Origin of the sequence: Hyella patelloides LEGE 07179 (genome assembly GCF_900659865.1) — a bacterium.
In the GTDB taxonomy this organism is placed as follows: Bacteria; Cyanobacteriota; Cyanobacteriia; order Cyanobacteriales; family Xenococcaceae; genus Hyella; species Hyella patelloides.
Genome location: NZ_LR213913.1, coordinates 1 through 17,789, shown reverse-complemented (window position 1 = coordinate 17,789; position 17,789 = coordinate 1). Strand labels below are relative to the sequence as shown.

Here is a 17,789-nt window from a genome sequence, read left to right as displayed (position 1 = left end):
TTAACTGACATTCCGCAGATAATTTTCTCAAGGAAATAATTAAATGAATTTGCTTGAATATAGCCGTTTATAGCAATCGCCAATCTTCAAAAACACCAAATAATATATTAGTTCTTATTCTGTTTCTAAAATCGCTGTATTCTCTATCTCTTAAAGTGTGTAGACTAAATTGCTCAAAAAATCACGAAGAAATTAAATTTTTCTGCGGAATGTGAGCATTAACTAACGTACTGCTATTAATAATTTTGGGTGTTGGTAAATCGGAGTATAAAAATAGAAAAGCATAATATACATGATTTTCTTTCTCTGAGATCGAAAAAAACAGCAACGGGCAATAAGCCACGAGCCACGAACCAGATAGTTATTTATTTCATACCTCTGTTTCACCAGTGCCTAATTTTGATTTACCCCTTACTTGTTCCCCAATTACTAACAACGAACGACGACGGACGATAAACCACAAACCAGAAACCAAATGAAAACATCTAACGCAGTTTCGAGAATTACAGACAATTTACAGGAGTTATTTAAAGCCAAATTAGCTTCAGGAGATGCCTATATCCGAATTCAAATCACCTCAGACATGACAGCATTACTGTCTATGGAACAGGTACAAGAGTCCTTAGTAATTGATACAGAAAAGATAACCTCTTTGCCTAGTATGCCAGAATCGGCTATTGGCATTATGAGTTCTCGTAACCGCGTTTTTTGTGTTTTTGATTTAGCTCAACTACTCGCTTTACCTTCTTCACTAGGTTCGCCTCGCCAATATCAAGTTATAGTGTTGCAAACCATTGAAGAACAACCTATTTATATAGGATTAGCCGTTACCCGCCTTCAAGGTATGGTGCGTTTACCAGTAGAAAAAATTCAGTCTTCTTTGGATGCTTTCCCTTCTGAGTTAGCCTCTTATCTGAGTGGTGCAGTAATAGAAGAAGAAACCGTGATTCCCATATTAGAGTTCAACAGTATCTTCAAAGCTTTAGCTCAACTTAATGAATAAAGCATTATTGGATAGTATTGCCCGCCCTCTCACCATGCATTTATTGAATATATAGACAGAGTCAATTGTCTAAACGTGTAATATTCCCTACTCCCTATTCCTAATCAGTTAATTTAATTTTGTCCATTTTTCCAACCACTGATTTGTTGACAAAGTAGGTAGCTATAAATAGATGTCCAGCCAAAACAAAAGAAAATGAAGTCAGATTTGATTGTCTTGTCAGCTCTTACTTATTACTTAATTACTTATTACTTATTACCTACCCAAACCATTATCTGATTAATTAAACCCACCCACATAATATAAATATTTATCCTGATTGCTATGACTAAAAAACCAGAACTTACCTCATCACCATCACTCCTAACTTCTACTACTCAATCTAACCCTAACCAAATTAAAAAAGTTAGCCCTCTGCGTAGTCGCTTGCTGACCACTCTTTTACCTACGGTATTAGTCCCTCTCTTTATAGCTAGTTTTATTGGAGATAAGACCGTAGAGCGTGAGGCGAAAACTGAAATTATTAATGAACTTGAGGAAGATACTGTCTTGGCAAGTCAGACATTTGCAACTTTCCTGCGAGACTCTTTTAAAACTATGGATTTGGTAATTGCCAACCCTGACGTAGTTCCAACTCTGCAAGCTGGTAATGAACAGACTGAGGAACAACAATTAACTCAAAAGTCTATTGAAGAACTAGAAAAACAGTTTGCTACTATTAAATCGTTAAAAACCAATGAAGATCTCGATCGATATCTACGAAAGGTAGTTAGATATAGCCCTATAGCAGAAACCTATTTTACCCAGCGTAATGGCTTTAATATTGCCTATAGTAATCCTCCTGATGATTTTGTTCAGAGTGATGAAGATTGGTGGCAAACCACCAAAGAAGAGCGACGAAGTGTATTAAAAACGGGTTTTGATGATTCCATACAAACCAATGTAATTGAGTTATCTGATGTAGTCAGAAACCCTCGTACTGGGGATTTTCTGGGAGTACTGAAATCTAATGTTGCAGTGGATAGCTTTAATACCGATATAGATAACTTATATGGAGAAAGAAAACAAGATTTTCAACTTCAAATTATTGACTTAAGTAACAATTTTATTATAACCAACTTGGATTATAGAGATTTAGAATCTCACGCCAGAGGACACCAAGTAATTAATTCAGACCATGATGAAAACCAGACAGAAACTTCAAAAATGATTGGCAGTGAACCTATTGTGCAAGTAGCTCAAACTCTATTAGAAGTGGCCAATAAAGATTTGAGTTTAGAAAAAGCACAACAGCTAATTAACCAGCAAGCAAGCTTTTCTGAAGTTAGTCTTAATGTTATCCAAGATCAAATATTTTCGGAAACTGTTGTAACCGCTTTATTAAGATATCAAAATCAACTTTATAGTTTTTCTACTATTCCTAAGACTAATTTTATTTCTCTTGGTGTAATAGATTATCAGGTGATAGAAAGCACGGGGGATAATCTGCAAAAAGTATTTGTCTTAACAGCTATTATTCTAGGTATTGTGTCTTTACTGATTATTCTTTTTTTGGCACAACAAATTACTAAACCGTTAATTAATTTATCCAACACAACTCAAAAAGCAGCAGCAGGTAATTTAGATATTCAAGCAAACCTCGAAGGTGCTTTGGAAACTAGAACCTTAGCAAACAACTTTAATTATCTGGTCAAACAGGTTAAAGAATCTATACAAAGCCAAAAAGCTTTAGCAGAAGAACAACGCCAAGGGAAAGAACAGCTAGAAACGGCAATTGTTAATCTCTTAGATGATGTCCAAGATGCCACAGATGGAGATTTGACAGTCAGAGCTAACTTAGACTCCATGGAATTAAGTACGGTTGCTGATTTATTTAACGCCATTATCGATAACTTGCAAGAGATTGCACTTGAGGCGAGACAATCTACCAGCCAAGTAGAAGATTCTCTAAAACAAAATGAATCTGCAATTCGTTTATTAGCCGAACAAGCTATTACTGAAGCGGAAGAAACCCGCGATACATTGATTTCTGTAGAGCAGATGTCTCAATCGATTCAGGCGGTAGCCGAAAACGCCAACCAAGCAGAAAAAATTGTCGATGATACTTACAATACAGTGTTGAACAGTACCAGCAATATGGACTTAACTGTAGATAGTATTCTTACTCTGCGGACTACAGTAGGGGAAACAGCTAAAAAAATGAAGCGTTTAGGAGAATCATCGCAAAAAATATCCCAAGCAGTCTCTTTTATTGAAGATATAGCCTTAAAAACTAATATTCTAGCGATTAATGCCACTGTTGAAGCGGGACGAGCAGGAGAATATGGGGAAGGCTTCACCATCGTAGCAGAACAAGTAGCAGCCTTAGCAGAACAATCCGCCACCGCAACTAAAGAAATTGCCAGTATTGTCGCAACCATTCAATCAGAAACCCAGGAAGTAAACCAAGCGATGGAATCAGGTACAATCCAGGTAGTGGAAACAACACGCCTCATAGAATCTACCAAAGATAGTTTGGAGCTAGTACTAGAAAAATCCCAAGTAATTAATCAGTTGATAGAATCAATTTCTCAAAGTACAGTTTCTCAGGCTGATACATCTCAAAATGTTACCAACCTCATGCAGAAAATTGCCCAACTATCAGAAACTACATCTAAATCTTCTCAGGAGGTTGCACAATCAATTGTCGAAACAGCACAGGTTGCTGCCAAACTACAGTCTACAGTAGCTCAGTTCAAAGTAGTTGAATCTGCTTAGATTTTTCTTTAGTCATAAAAATTTTAGTTGACTATTATTCAAAGATTACCACTAAGGGCAATACGATCTTTAAAACAAAAGTTATCGCTAAAGTGTGATTTTGGACAAACTATATAAATTTAAATGACTGCGATTTCAATTATTACAAGAAGAGACTTTGCTAAATATTCCGCTTGCTTTGCTCTTAATTTGAGCCGATCCAATTACGCCAAAAAAAATAAATTAATACTGATAGCTATGCTAATAACCACAAATATCAACTCAGCTGTAGATAATATTTTTAACTTAAGGTAATAATCTTGAGCAAATAAATATATAAATATAAGTACTCACATATTTTTATAATTGCTATGACTACTGAACAAGAAGCTCCAAATTTATCATCAGCATCAATTTCTTCTACAAAATCCGTAGCTGATGACTTTGAAGGACTTAATAACTTACGCAATCGCTTGTTGAGTGTGGTTTTACCATCAGTATTAGTTCCTCTGATTATTGCTAGTGGTGTCGGATATGTTATTACAGAAAATCGCGCTAAAGCTAAAGTTATCGAAAAGCTTGAATCTGATACTCTTTTAGGAGGTAAAACATTTGCGACTTTTATCCGAGACTCTTTTAATATAGCCAATGTGGTAGTTGCTAATCCTGAAGTAACTCAAGCTATGCAAGCTGGCAGCAAAGAAGCTGAAGAACAACAACTAGCTCAAAAACCTATCGCTGACGTAGAAAAAAACTTTGCTGACACCAAATTATTGATAACTGATGTTCGCCTAAATAACTTTTTAGACAAAATAGCTGAATCAACTCAAATCACTGACATTCTGATTACTGAGCGTAATGGCTTTAATGTTGCTTTTAGAGGTCAATTTGATAATTTTGTCCACAGCGACAAAGAGTGGTGGCAAGAGACGAAAGAAGAGGGAAGAGAACTAATTGAACCTGATGAATTAGAGGAGCAGGAATTGGCAGTATCTGATGAATCAGAAGAGTCTGATGAATCAGAGGGAGAGAACTTCATGGCTTTTTCTCAAGTAGTACAAGACCCTCTATCTGATGAATTTTGGGGCATAATTATGGTCAAGATTCCATTAGCAAGGTTAAATTCCGATCTTACTGCATATCTTTATGCAAAAAGCAGCCAACCTTCTCAATTTCAAATTTTTGAGTCTGACAGTCTTGAAATTCTAACTAATATCGACAATATAGAAAAATCTAACGAACCTCAAACAATAAATTTAGAAGATATTGAAGTATCTGGTAGAGAATCCATCATACAGGTAGCTCAAGTTTTAGTAGAAACTGCGGAAAATTCTTTAAGTTTAGAAGAAGCTCAAAAGTCAATTGCTCAATTGGGCTTTTCTGACGTGCGTCTTCGCCAAGAAGATATCTTTTCTGAAACAAATATCATTGCTTCATTAAGATATCAAGACAAAATATATAGTATAGCTACTATTCCTGGGACTGACTTTGTATCTAGCAGTGTAGTAAGTTACGATTTGGTAGCCGATGCAGGGCGGAATTTACTATTAGTATTTGTTTTAACTAGTATTACTCTAGGTGCTATTGCTTTAAGATTTGTTTTTGCTTTTACACAGAGATTATCTAAACCTTTAATTGAACTATCAGGAAAAAATCAACAGGTTAGAGAATTACTTCAACAACAAACAGTTTTGTTAGAACAGCAAACAGTCTTAACTAACAAACAACGTCAAGAAAAAGAACAATTAGAAACCGCAATTTATACCCTAATAGATGAAATTTCTGATGCCACAGAAGGAGATTTAACTGTTAGAGCCAACCTAGAATCAGTGGAGTTAAGTACCGTTGCCGATCTCTTCAATGCCATTATTAGTAGCTTACAGGAGATTGCCATTGAAGCCAGACAATCAACCACTCAAGTAGAGACTTCTTTAAAACAAAATGAAAATATCATTCGTTTGTTAGCAAAACAAGCTATTACTGAAGCCCAAGAAACTCGCAAGACATTAACATCTGTGCAACAAATGTCGCAATCGATTCAAGAAGTTGCTCGCAACGCCAATCAAGCAGAACAAATAGTTGACGATACTTACAAAACCGTTTTAAATAGTACGGAAAATATGGACTTAACTGTAGAGAGTATTCTTAATCTACGGACTACAGTAGGGGACACAGCCCACAAAATGAATCGTTTAGGAGCATCATCGCAAAAAATAGCCCAAGCACTGTCTTTTATTGAAGAAATTGCCCTCAAAACCAACGTCTTAGCCATTAATGCTCGTAATGAAGCCCACCGTGCAGGAGAATATGGTCAGGGATTTGCTGCCGTAGCAGAACAAGTAGGTATCTTAGCAGAACAATGTAGCACAGCAACTCAAGAAATTTCCAGAATTGTCACTACAATTCAAGCCGAAACCCAGGAAGTCAGCCAAGCCATGAAATTAGGTACAACTCAGGTAGCAGAAACTACACGCCTTGTAGAATCAACTAAAGAAAGTTTGAGCTTAATGTTAGAAAAATCTCAAGCAATCAACCAGTTAATGGGTTTGATTGCCCAAAGTACCATTTCTCAGACAACTACATCTCAAAACGTGACTAACCTGATGCAAAAAATTGCTCAACTATCAGAAGTTACATCCAAATCTTCTCAACAGGTAGCCCAATCGATTGGGTCAACCGCACAAGTTGCTGCCAAACTACAGTCTACGGTAGCTCAGTTTAAAGTAACTGAATAAATTTAGTTATCAGTTATTAGATCTACTATTTCTCTATTTTTTATGGTAAACCACCAAGATTATTTATTTAGATATTAAACATATGAAAATTCCATTTTTTCAGAGCTTACGTTTTCGGATGCCAGTAACCTTAGTCTTTTTAGGAGTAATTCCCCCAATTTTGATCGGTATTGGATTTGCTAGTTTTCGTGCTACTAAAATCATCCACAACGATGCTGAAAAAATCATCGGGCTAGAAACTGCAAAATTGCAAGGTGTTGTATCGCAATGGATAGAAATGAATGTTTTGGCACTGAAAAATTTGTCAGAACAGCCAGCTATTGTCAGTTTGGATGCTCAGCAGCAAAAGCCTGTTTTAGAAAAAATTGTTAGTAATTACGAACATCTTTACTTGGCAATTACTACTGATTTGAATGGAATGAACCTTGCTCGTAGTGACAATCAATCTCTCAAAAAATATAGCGATAGACAATGGTTCCAGGGTACTATGGCTGGCAAGGATATCACCTATCAATCATTGACAAGTCGCACGACAAACAAACCTGCTGTGTGTATGTCTACGCCAATTTTACAACAAAAAATTGTTCAAGGCGTAACTGTGATTTGTAGTAGCGTGGATGCAATCGCTGCACAGGTAGCAAACATAAATGTGGGAGAAACTGGTGTGGCTATCATTGTAGATAATAATGGTCAAGTAGTAGCACATTCAAATTCTGAATTGATATCAGGAGACACTTTAGTAAATTTGAATAATTACCCTCCCGTAGCTAATATTATTGCGGGAAACGAAGGCAATTTTATCTTTGTTGATGAAGCAGGAATAGAATGGATAGCTCACGGCAAATTATTAGATAATGATTGGGCTGCGATTACACTACAGCATACAAACGAAGCTTTTTTTGCAGAACAACAATATCAACAAATTGCGATCGCTTCTATAGTTATTGTCATTTTGATTACAAGTATCTTGACTTCGATTATTGCTAGTAGTGCGGTGAAACCTCTAATTAATCTGACGAATGTTTCATTGAAAGTTGCCGAAGGAGATTTTAGCAACACAGTAAAAAGCGATCGCGATGATGAAATTGGAATTTTGGCTGATGCTTTTAATCAGATGGCGCAACAATTACAAGAATCATTTGCAACTTTGGAAACTAAAGTTAACGAACGTACTGTTCAGCTAAGTCAAGCAAAAACACAGTTAGAAACCGCAATTTATATCCTAATAGATGAAATATCTGATGCCACAGAAGGAGATTTAACCGTTAGAGCCAACCTAGAATCAGTGGAGTTAGGTACAGTTGCCGATTTATTCAATGCCATTATTGGTAGCTTACAAGAGATTGCCATTGAAGCCAGACAATCAACCATTCAAGTGGAGAACTCTTTGAAGCAAAATGAATCAGCGATTCGTTTGTTGGCTCAACAGGCTATTGCCGAAACTCAGGAAACTCGCAAGACATTGGTGTCCGTTCAACAGATGTCACAATCGATTCAAGAAGTGGCTCACAACGCTAACCAAGCAGAACAAATCGTTGACGATACTTACAAAACCGTTTTAAATAGTACGGGAAACATGGACTTGACTGTAGATAGTATTCTTACTCTACAAACTACAGTAGGAGAATCAACCAAGAAAATGAAGCGTTTAGGAGAATCATCGGAAAAAATAGCCCAAGCACTCTCTTTTATTGAAGAAATTGCCCTGAAAACTAACGTCTTAGCCATTAATGCTCGTACTGAAGCCCATCGTGCTGGGGAGTACGGACAGGGATTTGCAGTGGTAGCCGAACAAGTGAGTGTCTTAGCCGAGAAGTGTAGCACAGCAACTCAAGAAATTGCCAGAATTGTCACCACAATTCAAGCCGAAACCCAGGAAGTCAGCCAAGCGATGAAATCAGGTACAACCCAGGTAGCAGAAACTACACGCCTTGTAGAATCGACTAAAGACAGTTTGAACTTAGTGTTGGAAAAATCCCAAGCAATCAACCAGTTAATGGGTTCGATTTCCCAAAGTACCATTTCTCAAGCAACGACATCCCAAAGTGTTACTAGCCTAATGGAAAAAATTGCTCAACTCTCAGAAACGACATCCAAATCTTCTCAACAGGTAGCAAAATCGATTGGCTCAACAGCACAAGTTGCTGCCAAACTACAGTCTACGGTAGCTCAGTTTAAAGTAACTGAATAAGATTCATCAGTTCTTAATTATCAATTATTCAGTAAGCCATTAGCTATCGACAAATAACAACAAATAACAACAAACAACGAGCAAACAACAACCGTTAATCTTTCAGAAATTTACTATGGATACAGAACAACAGATTCGCCTTAATTTTCTTGATGAAGCTGAAGAGTATTTCGATAAAATGGAATCTAATCTTTTAGGATTAGCCAATACAGAAATCGATCCTCAACAAGTAGACTTAGTATTACGCTCTGCTCACTCCATTAAAGGGGGTGCTGCGATGATGGGTTTTAGCACTTTAAGTAAAGTTGCCCATCGTTTAGAAGATTTTTTGAAAATTCTACGGGTTCGCCATACTTCTGGTCAAATTACAACAGAAGTAGAAACGCTATTGCTCCAAAGTGTTGATTGTTTGCGAGATATTAGCGATCTTAATCGTCAGGGGATAGAGGTTACAGAGGATGAAGTTAGCGATCTTGAAGAGAGCCACTTCGCGGAGCGCACTAGACCTATTTTTGACCGCTTAAAGGAACATTTAGGAGAGTTAGAAGCAGCCGACGAAGATGCTTTGATGTCTCAAGATGAGGATGTCGATCCTGCTTTAATGATCTTTGAAGAGGGTGTTGATACGGTTTTAGACCGCTTTGAAAATCAACTGCAACAGTTAAATGTTACAGAACTAGCTGAAGAATTAGTGGATACCGCCGAAGAGTTAATCGGCTTTGGTAACATGGCAAATCTCGAACCTTTCATCGAGCTATGCAAATTAGTTCAACAACAAGCAGCAAGTCTATCGTCACAGGAGATGACATTTTTAGCAGACAAGGCTTTAAAAACTTGGAGGAGATCCCACGCTTTAGTGTTACGGGGACGTATTGAAAAATTACCTTCTTATTTAGAAGGCTATGAGTCAGTTAATTCAGACTCTAATAGTGTTACCGCGATCGACTATTTAGAAGACGATGCTTTAGAATTGAGTGGCTTACAGTCAGCATTTGAAGAAGAAGAATCAGTTGCAGCAGATTTCGATCCTTTAGAAGACGATGCTTTAGAACTGAGTGGCTTACAGTCAGCATTTGAAAAAGAAGAATCAGTTACAGCAGATTTCGATCCTTTAGAAGACGATGCTTTAGAACTGAGTGGCTTACAGTCAGCATTTGAAAAAGAAGAATCAGTTACAGCAGATTTCGATCCTTTAGAAGACAATGCTTTAGAACTGAGTGGCTTACAGTCAGCATTTGAAAAAGAAGAAGAATCAGTTGCAGAACCACAAACCATCAGTAAACCAGAAACAAAATCCTCTTCAGCACAAAGGAAAACTCAATCCGTAGACAAGATGGTGAGAGTTCCAGCTACTCAACTAAAACAATTTAACAATCTTTTTGAGCAATTAATCTTAGATCGCAATACTATTAACTTGCAAATACAACAGTTCCAAAACGTTATTACTTTAATGAACGAAAGAATGACCCGAATGGAGCGTTCTAATACTCAGTTAAAAAAATGGTATGACCGAGCTTCTATCGAAGGACTCTTGAATAGTCAAGAACTACAAATACAGACACCAGCTATCTCATCAAATAGCAATAGCAAGTTTGTTACAAGAAATAATCAACAAGACCGTTTCGACACCCTAGAAATGGATCGCTACAGTGACGTTCACCTAATTTGTCAAGAACAAATAGAAACTATCGTTCAATTACAAGAAGTTGCTACAGACATCGAATTAGGATTACAAGAAATTAACCAAACGATTCGTAACCTGAATTACACTACAAAATCGATGCAAGGTAACGTAACCCGTACTCAAATGTTACCCTTTGCCGAAATAGTAAAACGTTTTCCCAGAGTTATTCGCGATCTCAATCTTCAGTTTAATAAACAAGTTGAGCTAAAAATTATCGGCGAAAACACCTTATTAGATCGTTCTGTTGTTGAAGCTCTTAGTGACCCCTTAATGCATCTGTTACGGAATTCTTTTGACCACGGGATAGAAGACTCCCAAACTCGAATTACTGCTGGTAAACCCTCATCAGGAACAATTACTATTCAAGCAAGCAACCAAGGAACTTACACTGTCATTACCCTGAGCGATGATGGTGGTGGTATTTCTCTCGATAAAATAAAAAATCGTGCCATGCAGATGGGAATTCCGCAATCTGAAATTGACCAAATACCAGAAGCCGATCTACTTAACTTTATCTTTGAGCCTGGATTTAGTACTGCCAAACAGGTTACAGAGCTTTCAGGTAGAGGTGTGGGGATGGATGTAGTTCGCACCAATCTCCAAGAAATGCGTGGTGATGTGCGGGTGGCTACCAAGCTAGGAAAAGGCACGAGCTTTACCCTCAGAATTCCTTTTACTCTATCTATTTTGAGGATCGCAGTTGTCGAGCAAGCTGGTATTATTTTTGCGATTCCTACCAATACCATCCGAGAGCTTTTACCCGTTGATTTGGCGACCATTACCACTACAGAGAACATCAAAAATCTGCTGTGGAATGAAACAGAAATGCCCCTTGTAGAAGCCGAAAAAATCTTAGTTTATCGTCGTGGTTCTCACAAAAGTATTAATTTAACTGGCAATCCTTCTGTAGACCGCAAAATGGCTTTAATAGTAGGGGATGGCACTTCATTTGCAGCACTACAAATTAGTCGTTTTTGGCATGAGGAAGAATCTACTATTAGACCTATTGATAGTCCGATTCCTTTACCGCCTGGGATCATTAGCTCCGTAGTTTTTGGTGATGGAAAAGTGATCCCTCTGGTCGATCCTTTTGTTCTAATCAAAGAATGTCTGGAAAATCAGTTTAATAGCGATCGCCAAATTCTCGACGATCCAGAAGTCAATAATAGCTCTACCATCACAACTATCTTAGTAGTGGATGACTCAATTAATGTGCGTCGTTACCTCAGTCTAACTTTAGAAAAAGCGGGATATAGAGTAGAGCAAGCCAGAGATGGACAAGAAGCAGTAGATAAATTAGTTGGTGGACTTGCTGTAGAAGCTGTAATTTGTGATATCGAAATGCCTCGATTAGATGGATATGGTGTTCTCGAAGAAATCAAAGAGCGACCAGAATTTGCCTATCTTCCTATCGCCATGTTAACTTCCCGTAGTAATGAAAAACATCGCAAACTAGCCATGAACTTGGGAGCATCTGCCTATTTCTCCAAACCCTATAACGAGCAGGAACTCTTAAATAAGATGGCAAACTTGGTAGAACAAGCCCAATTGCAACACAAAACAAATTAGTCTGCTCATATAGAGCGATCGCCAATAGATAATTTTTCTGTAACATCAATCATTAGATTGTCATAACCTCAGCAGATGTTCCATTAAACTGTTAAAGAACTATCGACCATACGGATATTTGTAAATGATAAACAAAAATACTATTTTTTTGCTGTTGCTGGTATTTATTCCCATTTCCATCGCAGGACATTTTTTAGACTGGGGAGCAACCACAGTTTTTATCACTGCGGGAATAGCTATTATCCCTTTAGCAGCCTACATGGGTAATGCTACCGAAGAAATTGCCGTAGTTGTTGGCCCTAATTTAGGAGGTTTACTTAATGCTACTTTTGGTAACGCTACAGAATTAATTCTGGCATTTATCGCTCTCAGAGGAGGCTTAATAGAAGTTGTTAAAGCAACAATTACAGGCTCAATTGTTAGCAACCTACTATTGGTAATGGGTTTTTCCATGCTTCTTGGTGGCTTACTTTATAAAGAGCAAGAATTTCAACCTACGGCTGCGAGAGTTAATGCTTCTTCAATGAATTTAGCCGTAATTGCTATTTTATTACCCACAGCAGTTGAATACACTTCATCTGGCATCGGCGACAAAACTTTACAGCAGTTATCCGTTGCGGTAGCAGTAGTTTTAATTTTCGTTTATGGATTAACTTTATTATTTTCCATGAAAACCCATTCTTATCTTTATGATGTAGGTGTCGCGGGAATGGAAGAAGCCAATGCTGAATCTCCAGAAAAGGAGCATAAAGTTAACCTACCTTTTTGGATTGGTGTTTTATTAGTAGTTACCCTTGTGGTTGCTATTGAATCAGAATTATTAGTTGATTCTTTAGAAGAAGCTACTTCCGAATTAGGATTAACTGCACTCTTTACAGGGGTCATAATATTACCCATTATTGGTAACGCAGCAGAACACTTTACCGCCGTCACTGTAGCAATGAAAAATAAAATGGACTTGTCTGTATCTGTAGCAGTGGGTTCAAGTTTGCAAATTGCTCTATTTGTAGCACCAGTATTAGTAATTGCTGGTTGGATTATCGGTCAACCGATGAATTTGAATTTTAATCCTTTTGAATTAGTAGCTGTGGCAGTTTCGGTATTGATTGCCAATTCTATTAGTTCTGATGGGGAATCTAATTGGTTAGAAGGTAGTTTGCTCTTAGCTACCTATGCAATTTTAGGGTTAGCCTTTTTCTTCCATCCAGTTGTAGAAGGATTGGGGTAGATCGGTAATCAGTAATCAGTAAACAGTTAGGTCTAATTTTGATTAGCAAGGGGTAGGCATCACAAGATGACTACCTTGTTTTTTTTGTTCTTTTTTATTAGGTGCGATCAAATCGTATCTTTTTTCCAAATGCTCGAGCGCTGAATATAATTAATTCCTGACTTTTTTGAGCGCAAGGCGCGGATACTTCTGGCTTCTGGTTGCCAATCTTCACAGTTAATTTGAATTATTCTTACCTACTTGTATATGAGGTTGTCTTAATTTTGGATCGAGAATCTTCTCAAAAATGACGGTTGATTATAATATTTAAACTTTTATTTATTGGCAGTACGCAGTAGTAGGGTATTTAATGAAGTCATAACTAATAACTAATTATTAAATTATGGACTCTAGTTTAATTCTTTCTAATATTTTAAATCCGCCAGTCTTATTTTTTTTCAGTGAAACTAGGGTAAGCCAAACTGCACTTTAGTAGTGTTTCATAAGTTAAGAAATTAAGTTGTTTTTTGCTAAATCTCAACTAATAAATCTATAGTTGATAACTTGTGAGAAGTATTTTTTAAATAGTTATGAGTGATTAAATTTACGTTAAATTTTCGATGAATTCAGCAGCAATTCAATTTTTATGCAACTTGTCAATGGTTTACACTTCAAAAACGTAAGAGGCGACTTATTTGGCGGAATTACCGCAGCCGTAGTGGCTTTACCTTTAGCATTAGCTTTTGGTGTTTCTTCTGGGGCTGGTGCGATCGCTGGTCTTTATGGAGCAATTTTAGTAGGCTTCTTTGCTGCTCTATTTGGCGGTACTCCTTCGCAAATTTCTGGCCCTACAGGGCCGATGACGGTGGTAGTTGCTACAGTATTTTCTACTTTGGTAGCAGGTAATCCCGATAATCTTCCCATAGCTTTTACAGTCATTTCTTTAGGGGGTTTGTTTCAAATTTTATTTGGAGTAATGCGGTTGGGTAAATACATTACTCTGATGCCCTATACCGTAATTTCGGGCTTTATGTCTGGAATTGGTTTAATTATTATCTTGTTACAAATTGGCCCTTTTTTAGGACATCCTGCTTCGGCTAATGTGATTGAGTCAGTCAGTCAATTTCCCGATTTTTTCCGAGATGCGAATCTTGCTGCTGCGGGTTTGGGACTTTTAACCTTGGCGATCGTTTTTTTGACACCTGCTCAATTAACTCGGTTGATTCCTTCTCCCCTACTAGCCCTGATTATCGGAACTTTAGTTGCGGTTTATTTTCTACCAGATCGAGACTTACGCTTAATTGGAGAAATACCCAGTGGCTTACCTAGTTTACAAATACCTCAATTCAATGCTGCTCAACTAAGAAACATCTTTGGTTATGGCTTGATGCTGGCGGTTTTAGGGTCGATTGACTCTTTGCTTACATCTTTAGTTGCTGATAATATCACCCATAGCCAACACAACTCAGATCGCGAATTAATTGGTCAAGGGATTGGTAATTTTATTTCTGGCTTATTCGGTGGGCTTCCTGGGGCGGGAGCAACTATGCGAACCGTAATTAATGTCAAAACTGGCGGTAAAACCCCGATTTCTGGAATGGTTCACGCTTTGATGCTATTGCTAATCGTACTCAAAGCAGGAGAATTAACAGCTAATATTCCCCACGCAGTTTTAGCAGGAATTTTAATTAAAGTTGGCATCGATATTATTGATTGGAGTTTTCTCTTTCGCGCTCATCAAATTTCTGCGAAAGCAACAGGTTTGATGTATCTGGTTTTGTTTCTGACAGTATTTGTCGATTTAATCACCGCAGTGGCAGTGGGGGTATTTTTTGCTAATTTACTAACAGTTAAAAGTTTGAGCGATTTGCAAAGTAGTAAAGTAAAAGCAATTACCAATCCTGATGATGAAACAGATTTAAACATTGCCGAAAAATATATCTTGAAAAGAGCTAGAGGCAAGATTTTATTGTTCAGTCTTGGAGGACCAATGAGTTTTGGTGCTGCTAAAACTATTTCTCAGAGAATGGGTATTGTAAGACAATACGATATCTTAATTCTAGACCTCAGTGACGTACCCTTGATAGGAGTGACAGCTTCCTTAGCCATTGAAAATATGATTAAAGATGCTTGCGATCAAGACAGAGAAGTGTTTTTAGTTGGTGCAACAGGTCAAGTACAAGAAAGATTAGCAAAAATGAAATTATTAAATTTACTACCACCAGATCATCGTTTCAAAGAGCGACTTTTTGCTTTAGAAAAAGCAATTTCTTATATCGAACCATCTAATATTGAAAGACCAATTCAAACTACTATCAAAAACACAAATATTATCGAAAAATAATTTTTTTAATGAGGTTAATTTGGAGCGCAAATAAATAGATTATAATTAATGAATACTAGACAATGGATTCTTGCAACAATTAATTATTATTGAGAGTTATATTTTTTTGAGGGCTATTCTAATTTGTCTAAAATGTTAATTGTATTTCCTAGATATGAGGAATAAAGCACGATCGCCGATCTTTAGGGTGGGTAAATTCAAACAATAATTATCAAAATACTTCACCAAAGATAAAAAAGATAAAATTGCCCACCAAAACCCAAATCATTCGAGACAAAAATTAAATATGATGGTCATTGTAGCAATTATTTTTCGCTGGTCATCATAACTTTTTTCTCTCTGCCTACCCTACGTTAATTGCATTTTTGATTCTGTTGTTTAACTTTACTCTTTACTTTCTCAGGTAATCCCAAACTAGCATCTTGGTATAACGTGTCAAATTCTTGTTGAAAATGCTTTGCTACTATCTTATTTTCAAGGATTAAAACCGTTTCATCATTCTTATAATTAGCTGCTGCTGACCAATTTTGCGAACCAGTAATTACAATCTTGTTATCTATAACAGCTATTTTGTGATGTAGCTTATCACCACTTGCTAAATTAGCTGTCCCGACAGTTTTAATGGCATTATTCCAGGGATTATTATCAGTTTCATATTTACATTTATTTGCTATTGCTACACCCAGCATATCTAATGCTTCACTATAATAGCGAAAAATAAATTCTTTATCTATTAAGGCTTTAATATTAACTCCTTGTTGCTGCTTCTTTTGTAAAATATCAACTAGATTTTGATCGCTAAACACAAATAAAGCTAGATCGATAGAACTATTAGCATTATCTAATACTTTGCCAATTAAACCATTAGCACTTAATGACCAATCTTGTTTACTCGAAATTGGGAAAAATTGCACTGTTATTTTACTATTATCCCAACTAACTGTTTGAGGAGAACGAAAAATTTTATTCAACCCAAATTCTCTATCGTCCCACATATAATTAAATTCTTTTGTAAATAATTCTGCTAGTTCCTGATTATTAATCACTACTAAATGATTAACATTACCTCTAGTATTTATATTGCCCAAATCTCCATGAATACCACTAAGGGTAAAATTAGTAGAGCCAGTAATTACAGTCTTACCATCAATAACCATAAATTTGTGATGCATCAAACCACTACCTTTAGAACCATCCGCCGTATCATCAATTACAGAAATATCTGCGTTTTCTAAAATTACTAAGGCATCTCTGTTATTAACTTCTTTTTCGCTTAAAACTCCATTACCATCAACATCGATTAACTGAAAATATTGCTGATAGCGATCGCGATCTCTAGTGGGTAATTCACTAATTTCTAAAGAACTAAAATCACTAATAGCTCGACTATATTTATTATCTAAAATCAATCTAATCTCAATGCCTTTTTGAGCTTGTTCGGCTAAAGCTAAAGCAATTCCTGGTAATTGTAATTCTTGCACTGCCACATCAATACTAGACTGAGCTTGATTAATGGCATTAATTACTACAGCTTCTAAGTCATCCCCAGTTCGTTCAACTTTGCGATAATCATCTGTATATTTTTTATTTCCTGTGTCGTGATGATTAAAATAAACTTGAATGTCTTTATCTTGGGGTAAATTTATAGCAGTAATTGAATCAGATTTACAACCTCCAAACAAAAAAAGAGCAACAAATAACAAAACAAATAATTGATTCATGGATAAATATATAGCAAAACTTTAAACGATCATAAATAGATATAAATTTGTAGAGTTAATAAATAAATTGACCCTACGAGAGGCGAAACTTAAAAAATAATTAATTAAGTGCAGCTATTGAGATTGTGAACCAGAACTATTGCGTTAAAAGCGATAAAATCAGTAGTACTATTAAAGCTTCTGACCAATTCTAACTGAGAAAAAGCCATGCAGCGCGTCTCGTGTCCTGGCAATGCTGGATAAAAACCAAGATTGCTATCGGTCATAGAATTTATAGTTAGAAGCAACTTACACTGAACTAATCAAAAAAGAAACTAGAAGTGACTCAAACTAACTTAGATTTTCTATCTCAAACAGACCCCGAAATTACTGATATTATTCACTCAGAGTTAAAGCGTCAAAGAACTCATTTGGAGTTAATTGCTAGTGAGAACTTTACTTCTCCTGCTGTTTTAGCTGCTCAAGGCTCTGTGCTAACAAATAAGTATGCAGAGGGACTACCAGGAAAACGTTACTACGGTGGTTGTGAATTTGTAGACCAAGCAGAACAAATAGCTATTGACCGTATTAAACAGCTTTTTGGTGCAGAAATGGCTAAT

9 protein-coding genes and 1 pseudogene are annotated in these 17,789 nt (G+C 36.6%); 8 read left to right on the top strand and 2 right to left on the bottom strand.

Annotated features, from left to right (window positions below; genetic code table 11):
- Positions 1–475 precede the first annotated feature (475 nt).
- From H1P_RS20420 to H1P_RS20390, 7 genes are all read left to right on the top strand, one after another.
- Positions 476–1,003 carry a chemotaxis protein CheW gene (locus tag H1P_RS20420; protein ID WP_144870798.1) on the top strand — a complete coding sequence of 176 codons (528 nt, stop codon included), beginning with the start codon at positions 476–478 and terminating at the stop codon, positions 1,001–1,003.
- Between the two features lie 324 nt (positions 1,004–1,327).
- Positions 1,328–3,760 carry a methyl-accepting chemotaxis protein gene (locus H1P_RS20415; RefSeq protein ID WP_144870796.1) on the top strand — a complete coding sequence of 811 codons (2,433 nt, stop codon included), beginning with the start codon at positions 1,328–1,330 and terminating at the stop codon, positions 3,758–3,760.
- A gap of 350 nt (positions 3,761–4,110) precedes the next feature.
- Positions 4,111–6,474 carry a methyl-accepting chemotaxis protein gene (locus tag H1P_RS20410; protein WP_144870794.1) on the top strand — a complete coding sequence of 788 codons (2,364 nt, stop codon included), beginning with the start codon at positions 4,111–4,113 and terminating at the stop codon, positions 6,472–6,474.
- Between the two features lie 82 nt (positions 6,475–6,556).
- The gene (locus H1P_RS20405; protein ID WP_144870792.1) at positions 6,557–8,665 is read left to right on the top strand and encodes a methyl-accepting chemotaxis protein; all 2,109 of its coding nucleotides are present in this window, start codon (positions 6,557–6,559) and stop codon (positions 8,663–8,665) included.
- A gap of 115 nt (positions 8,666–8,780) precedes the next feature.
- The gene (locus H1P_RS20400) at positions 8,781–11,918 is read left to right on the top strand and encodes a hybrid sensor histidine kinase/response regulator (protein WP_144870790.1); all 3,138 of its coding nucleotides are present in this window, start codon (positions 8,781–8,783) and stop codon (positions 11,916–11,918) included.
- Between the two features lie 124 nt (positions 11,919–12,042).
- Positions 12,043–13,146, top strand: coding sequence for a calcium/proton exchanger (gene cax, locus H1P_RS20395; RefSeq protein ID WP_144870787.1), 1,104 nt, complete (start codon positions 12,043–12,045; stop codon positions 13,144–13,146).
- A 625-nt stretch (positions 13,147–13,771) separates the two neighbouring features.
- Positions 13,772–15,469, top strand: coding sequence for a SulP family inorganic anion transporter (locus tag H1P_RS20390; RefSeq protein WP_144870786.1), 1,698 nt, complete (start codon positions 13,772–13,774; stop codon positions 15,467–15,469).
- A 353-nt stretch (positions 15,470–15,822) separates the two neighbouring features.
- Here the strand turns inward: H1P_RS20390 and H1P_RS20385 are convergent, their stop codons facing one another.
- Both H1P_RS20385 and H1P_RS36325 read right to left on the bottom strand, forming a co-directional pair.
- Positions 15,823–17,190 carry a phospholipase D-like domain-containing protein gene (locus H1P_RS20385; protein WP_144870784.1) on the bottom strand — a complete coding sequence of 456 codons (1,368 nt, stop codon included), beginning with the start codon at positions 17,188–17,190 and terminating at the stop codon, positions 15,823–15,825.
- Positions 17,191–17,294: 104 nt separating this feature from the next.
- The gene (locus H1P_RS36325; RefSeq protein ID WP_186376060.1) at positions 17,295–17,456 is read right to left on the bottom strand and encodes a hypothetical protein; all 162 of its coding nucleotides are present in this window, start codon (positions 17,454–17,456) and stop codon (positions 17,295–17,297) included.
- 54 nt (positions 17,457–17,510) lie between these two features.
- Between H1P_RS36325 and glyA the strand changes: the two are divergent.
- Positions 17,511–17,789 (top strand): annotated as a pseudogene (gene glyA, locus H1P_RS20380) (serine hydroxymethyltransferase); the annotation flags it as partial.